General features: G+C 61.6%; 4 protein-coding genes and 1 rRNA gene. 3 read left to right on the top strand and 2 right to left on the bottom strand.

Annotated elements, in window-relative coordinates; translation table 11 throughout:
• Positions 1–94, bottom strand: a 16S ribosomal RNA gene (locus ACI944_RS11925); the annotation flags it as partial.
• 1206 nt (positions 95–1300) lie between these two features.
• Positions 1301–1612 (bottom strand): non-histone chromosomal MC1 family protein, encoded by a 312-nt coding sequence (locus tag ACI944_RS11920; protein ID WP_411719272.1) that lies wholly within the window; start codon positions 1610–1612, stop codon positions 1301–1303.
• 260 nt (positions 1613–1872) lie between these two features.
• Here ACI944_RS11920 and ACI944_RS11915 point away from each other — a divergent pair, with 260 nt between their 5' ends.
• The 3 genes from ACI944_RS11915 (at position 1873) to ACI944_RS11905 (ending at position 4694) form a co-directional block, all read left to right on the top strand.
• Entirely contained in the window at positions 1873–2070 is a 198-nt protein-coding gene (locus tag ACI944_RS11915) for a hypothetical protein (protein WP_411719271.1), read from the top strand.
• A 58-nt stretch (positions 2071–2128) separates the two neighbouring features.
• Positions 2129–3178, top strand: a complete 1050-nt coding sequence (locus ACI944_RS11910; protein ID WP_411719270.1) for a quinone-dependent dihydroorotate dehydrogenase — start codon at positions 2129–2131, stop codon at positions 3176–3178.
• Positions 3179–3335: 157 nt separating this feature from the next.
• The gene (locus tag ACI944_RS11905; protein ID WP_411719269.1) at positions 3336–4694 is read left to right on the top strand and encodes an MFS transporter; all 1359 of its coding nucleotides are present in this window, start codon (positions 3336–3338) and stop codon (positions 4692–4694) included.
• The last annotated feature ends 55 nt before the right edge of the window (positions 4695–4749 follow it).

The raw sequence follows: 4749 nt of genomic DNA, 5'->3' as shown, positions 1-4749 counted from the left end.
ACGTGTTACTGAGCAGTTTGCTACGTTAAACGTGCAACTCGCATGGCTAAATCGGACACCGATAGCAATGGCCTCCGGCAGGATCAACCGGAATGTGTTCCCCGAACTTGTTACCCAGTTCGGGGAGGGTTTGGCGGGACACACCTGAAACAGGTGTGTACCATACTATCGGCAATCGATGACAATCGGACCGACCGAGTGTCACCGAACTGCCAAGGCTAACATCAGATCCCATCTATACGGCGTACCGCAGGGGTGGAATCCTCATTTCCTTCGGATCTAATTGTAACCCGTGATGGGTCATAAACCCATCGGATTACGTTGATCCGTGAGCGAGGACAGCTTCGAACTGTCCTCGACCACGTCGTATCTTTGATCAACACCCTTGTACTGATAAGGGCGTTGGATCGGAGGCGAACCGAACGGAGTCCGGTTCGCCCTTCGTACTTCAACCCAAGTGCCCTGTTACACTTAAGGGCATCGGATTCGTGGCGTCGCCGGACTGCGATTCCGGACTGCCACACGTACTTCAATCCGAGTACCCTGTTACACTTAAGGGCGTCGGAACGGATCTCCCGCACTCGGCTGTTCCGAGCTTGCGGGGTTCCGTTCAAGCGCCACCGTGTGTAATGAGGTCTCGGGACGAGACAGCCCAGAGGACTGTCCCGCCGGGGCATCTCGCCCCGCGTCCTTCGCGTTCTATCGGATGGGAGTCGGCATATTAAGCCCGTCGAAGTGAGGCCGCTTCGTCACGCGATTTCATGCCGCTCGAGCCGTGTGAGTCCCACTCGTGGCGGTCTGTCTCGAAAGGCATCGCTGTGACGGCGATTGGCGTCGCCCTCGGGTCAATCCGAGGTGGATCACGCGCGCGGCCCTGTGAGAGAAGACACCACACATGTTTCAATTCGATTATATGAAAGTGACAAATGCAACAGCAGGGACGGTACATCGCAGACGGGACACCCATCTGCAAAAAAGGAGGGCAAAGCGTGGCACTAAAACAAACGTGTTAGCCAGAGTATGGTCCAGGTGGCCGAACGAGTGTTGCGCGGGTGGAAGTCGGATCCATCATCCTACGCGCGTACGTACGCGGTCCGGCCGGGTGAGTTGCCGCGCATCGACCGTACCGGCGCAGCCGGCATATCGGTTCCGGTCCCTGGGGTCTTCCGGTCCCCGGGGAGTCTCCGGCGAACAGAGAAGCGACGAAGCAGGAGCTGGCAGGTCCATTTCGAGACGATGCGCTTGAGCCGTACAGCTCTCAGGATTCCTCAGCCTAAATTTGTCTCCGGGTGCGGTTTAGCTACAGTTCCTCTAGGTGTTTGATTCCCTGCTTCGAGACGTTCGCTTCGGTTATTTCTTCGGGCATCCAGTCGGGGCTGTCGTCGGGAGCCGTCTCCTCCCATGCCCACCCCTCGTAGATGTGGATCTTCTTTGTTCCTTTCTCGCGCAGCCGGAGTTCGATTCGGTCGGCGGCGTCCTCGCTCTCCGCGGGATCAAGCCGTCTCGCCGCCTTCAGCGCCGCCTGTCTCGGCGTCCGGCCCGAAAAGACGCTGGTCTCGTCGCCGCCGTTCTCCCGTAGCGCGAAGTTTCGCGTGTCGTCGTCAGATGCCATGAGTTGTCTCCTCCGTGTGATTTCTGCACACACGTCAATATAAATATAACCCCGAAGTCAGCCCCCTGGCACGGTTTTCTCCCACATATTTCAGCGATAGGGGGCAAATCCCGGCTGGAAAACCCCCCAATACTGAGTTGCCTCGGCGTTCCGAAGCGACCTCGGGAGCCACCTTGTGCGATCGAAGCGTACACAGTTGCTTGCGTGACTCGCACGGTACACTTATGTATCTCGTGTGGTGAACGACCCAACATAACGCGATGGTGCGAAAGAAGAAGCTCAGCCCAAGCGGGGCCAAAGACGATCAGGGCGAGTATCACAACGTCCACGTGAACCTCCACGAGGACGAGCTAGCCGTTGCCGGTATGAGCATCGGCGACGAGGTGTTCGTCCGGGTCCGCGACGGGAAGATCATTATCCAGAAAGCCGATACGGACGACGTCGAACACGATCTGTAGACCGAGGCAGCCACCGGGACCGCGGCGTTTAACACCGTCGAACGACCCAATTTCACCGATGACACCGTACGATCTCCTCAAACCCCTCTTTTTTCAACTCGACGCCGAGACGGCGCACGGTCTCGGCCACCGGCTTCTCGAAGCGATACAGGACACACCCCTCGAGCGGGTTGTTGCAGACTACTACACTGTCGTCGACTCGCGTCTCCGGGTAGAAGCGCTCGGACAGACGTTCCCGAACCCGATCGGCGTCGCCGCGGGGTTCGACAAGAACGCGACCGCGCCGGCGGCCCTCGCCGCGCTGGGCTTTGGCCACGTTGAGGTTGGCGGCGTGACCGCCGAACCGCAGGCCGGTAACCCCCGTCCCCGGCTGTTTCGGCTCCCCGGCAACGACGCACTTATAAACCGGTTGGGGTTCAATAACGACGGCGCCGATGTCGTCGGCAAACGGCTCAAGAACACCGACTGTCGGGTCCCCATCGGGGTCAACATCGGAAAGTCGAAATCGACCCCGAACGAGGACGCCGAGGACGATTACCTGTACACGTTCGAACGGGTCGGCGCAGGCGAATACTTCGTCGTCAACGTCTCCTCGCCGAACACGCCCGGGCTCCGGGAACTCCAACAGCGCGACCGCTTGGAGTCGATCCTTGGGACGCTTTCGGGCGCCGGCGCGGACCCGCTGTTAGTAAAGCTCTCCCCCGACCTCACAGAGGCGGCCGTCGAGGACGCCCTCAGCGTCGTTGAGAGCCTCGATCTAGCCGGCGTCATCGCGACGAACACCACGACGAGCCGTCCACCGTGGCTCCAAGGCGAACACGCCGACGAGACGGGCGGGCTCTCGGGAAAGCCGATCGAAAACGAATCGACCCGACTGATACGGTTTATCGCCGAACGAACCGAGAAGCCGATCGTCGGCGTCGGCGGCGTCAGTGACGCCGACGGTGCCTACGAGAAGATCAGGGCCGGTGCGAGCCTCGTCCAGTTATACACCGGACTGGTCTACGAAGGACCCTCGATTGCCCGCAACATCAACCAGGGACTGCTCGAACGGCTCGAACGCGACGGATTCGATTCGATCGAAGACGCGGTCGGGACCGGCGTGTAGCGCCGGATCGCTCCGGCGGTCGATATCGGAGGCGTCGCGTTCGTCGATCCCGCGTGCGCGTGCGCTCAACTCCCGTGTTTTGACTGATTTATCAAGGAAGCTGTCTAGCTGCTCTACTGTGACAGAGGTTTATACCCCGAACCGACCAACAGAGCGTATGGGGCGCGTCGACGATCACGACAGTCTCCGGGCGCTGGTGCGGGGGTTTCTGGCGCTCGAGCGTGACGTGCTCGTTCTCTCGGTCGCGATGTTCGCGTTCAGCCTCGGGTTCCAGATGACGAGCCGATACGTTCCCCGGTATATGTCGGTGCTCGGGGCGGGTGCGGTCGCGATCGGCCTGTTCGGCACATTCGGAAACCTGATCGGCGCGGTCTACCCCTACCCGGGCGGGGTGTTCTCCGATCGAATCGGGTCGCGGGTCGCACTGACGTTATTCGGGATAGCGTCGACACTCGGGTTTGTGGTCTGGCTGTTCGCGGCGTCGTTCGGCGTCGTCGCCGTTCCCGCTGTGGGGACGACGGTCGAACTCCTCGGCCGAGAGTTCGTCGTTGGGTGGCTCGAACCCGCCTCGATCCCGGTCGGGATCTTCCTGGGATTAGCGCTCGCGCAGGCGTGGAAGTCCTTCGGCCTCGGGGCCACGTTCGCGGTCGTCAAGCAAGCAATCGAGCCCGATCGACTGGCAACCGGGTTCGCGAGCACCGAGACGTTCCGCCGGAGTGCGTTCCTCCTCGGACCGCTGTTTGCGGCCAGCGTCCTCTCTGTGTTTGCCTTCGAAACGGGGTTTCGAGTTATCCTCGCCGTCGCTGCGGCGTTCGGACTTGGAGCGACGCTCGCCCAGCACATCCTCTATGACGCAAGCGAGGACAGCCTCGGGAAGTCCTTCGAGGGGGTCTCGACGGTGATTAATGATCTGCGAGCGATGCCGCCGGAGTTGCGGCCGCTGCTCGCCGCTGACACGCTCGTCCGCTTCGCCAACGGGATGGTGTATGTCTTCTTCGTCATCGTCGTAACCGAATTTCTTTCTGTCGGGGTCCGGCTACCGATTGTCGGACGGCTCTCACCGGACGCGTACTTCGGCGTGTTGCTCGCGATCGAAATGCTCGTCGCGCTCGTCGTGATGATCCCGGTCTCACGGCTGTCGCGCCGCGTCGGATTGAAGCCGGTCGTCGCCCTCGGGTTCGCAGTCTACGCCGTCTTTCCGGTCCTGCTTATAAATGCCCCCGAGAGCGCAGCGGTGCTGGCGGCGCTGTTTGCCTTCTCCGGGCTCCGGTTCGCGGGGCTGCCGGCTCACAAGGCGCTCATCGTCGGCCCGGCCGAAGCCGGGACGGGGGGCCGCGTGACGGGGTCGTACTATCTCGTCAGGAACACGGTCGTAATCCCCTCTGCTGCCATCGGCGGCGCGATCTACGCCCTCTCCCCGCGGGCCGCCTTCGGCGGCGCGACACTCATCGGTCTCGTCGGGGTCGGGCTGTTTCTCGCCATCGGAAAAGACTTCGAGGCGGCGGTGACGACGTAGGGGCGCCGCCGATTCGCTTCACCCGTCGTATCAGAGTCCGGCGCCGGCACGGTAC

Source organism: Natronomonas sp. (genome assembly GCF_046710025.1).
Classification (GTDB): domain Archaea; phylum Halobacteriota; class Halobacteria; order Halobacteriales; family Haloarculaceae; genus Natronomonas.
This window is presented reverse-complemented; position numbering and strand designations above follow the sequence as displayed.

Excerpts from the sequence above, each read along its gene's own strand:
- ACI944_RS11920 (WP_411719272.1), bottom strand. The coding sequence starts at position 1,612 with ATGGCATCTGACGACGACACGCGAAACTTCGCGCTACGGGAGAACGGC.
- ACI944_RS11905 (WP_411719269.1), top strand. The coding sequence starts at position 3,336 with ATGGGGCGCGTCGACGATCACGACAGTCTCCGGGCGCTGGTGCGGGGG.
- ACI944_RS11915 (WP_411719271.1), top strand. The coding sequence starts at position 1,873 with ATGGTGCGAAAGAAGAAGCTCAGCCCAAGCGGGGCCAAAGACGATCAG.
- ACI944_RS11910 (WP_411719270.1), top strand. The coding sequence starts at position 2,129 with ATGACACCGTACGATCTCCTCAAACCCCTCTTTTTTCAACTCGACGCC.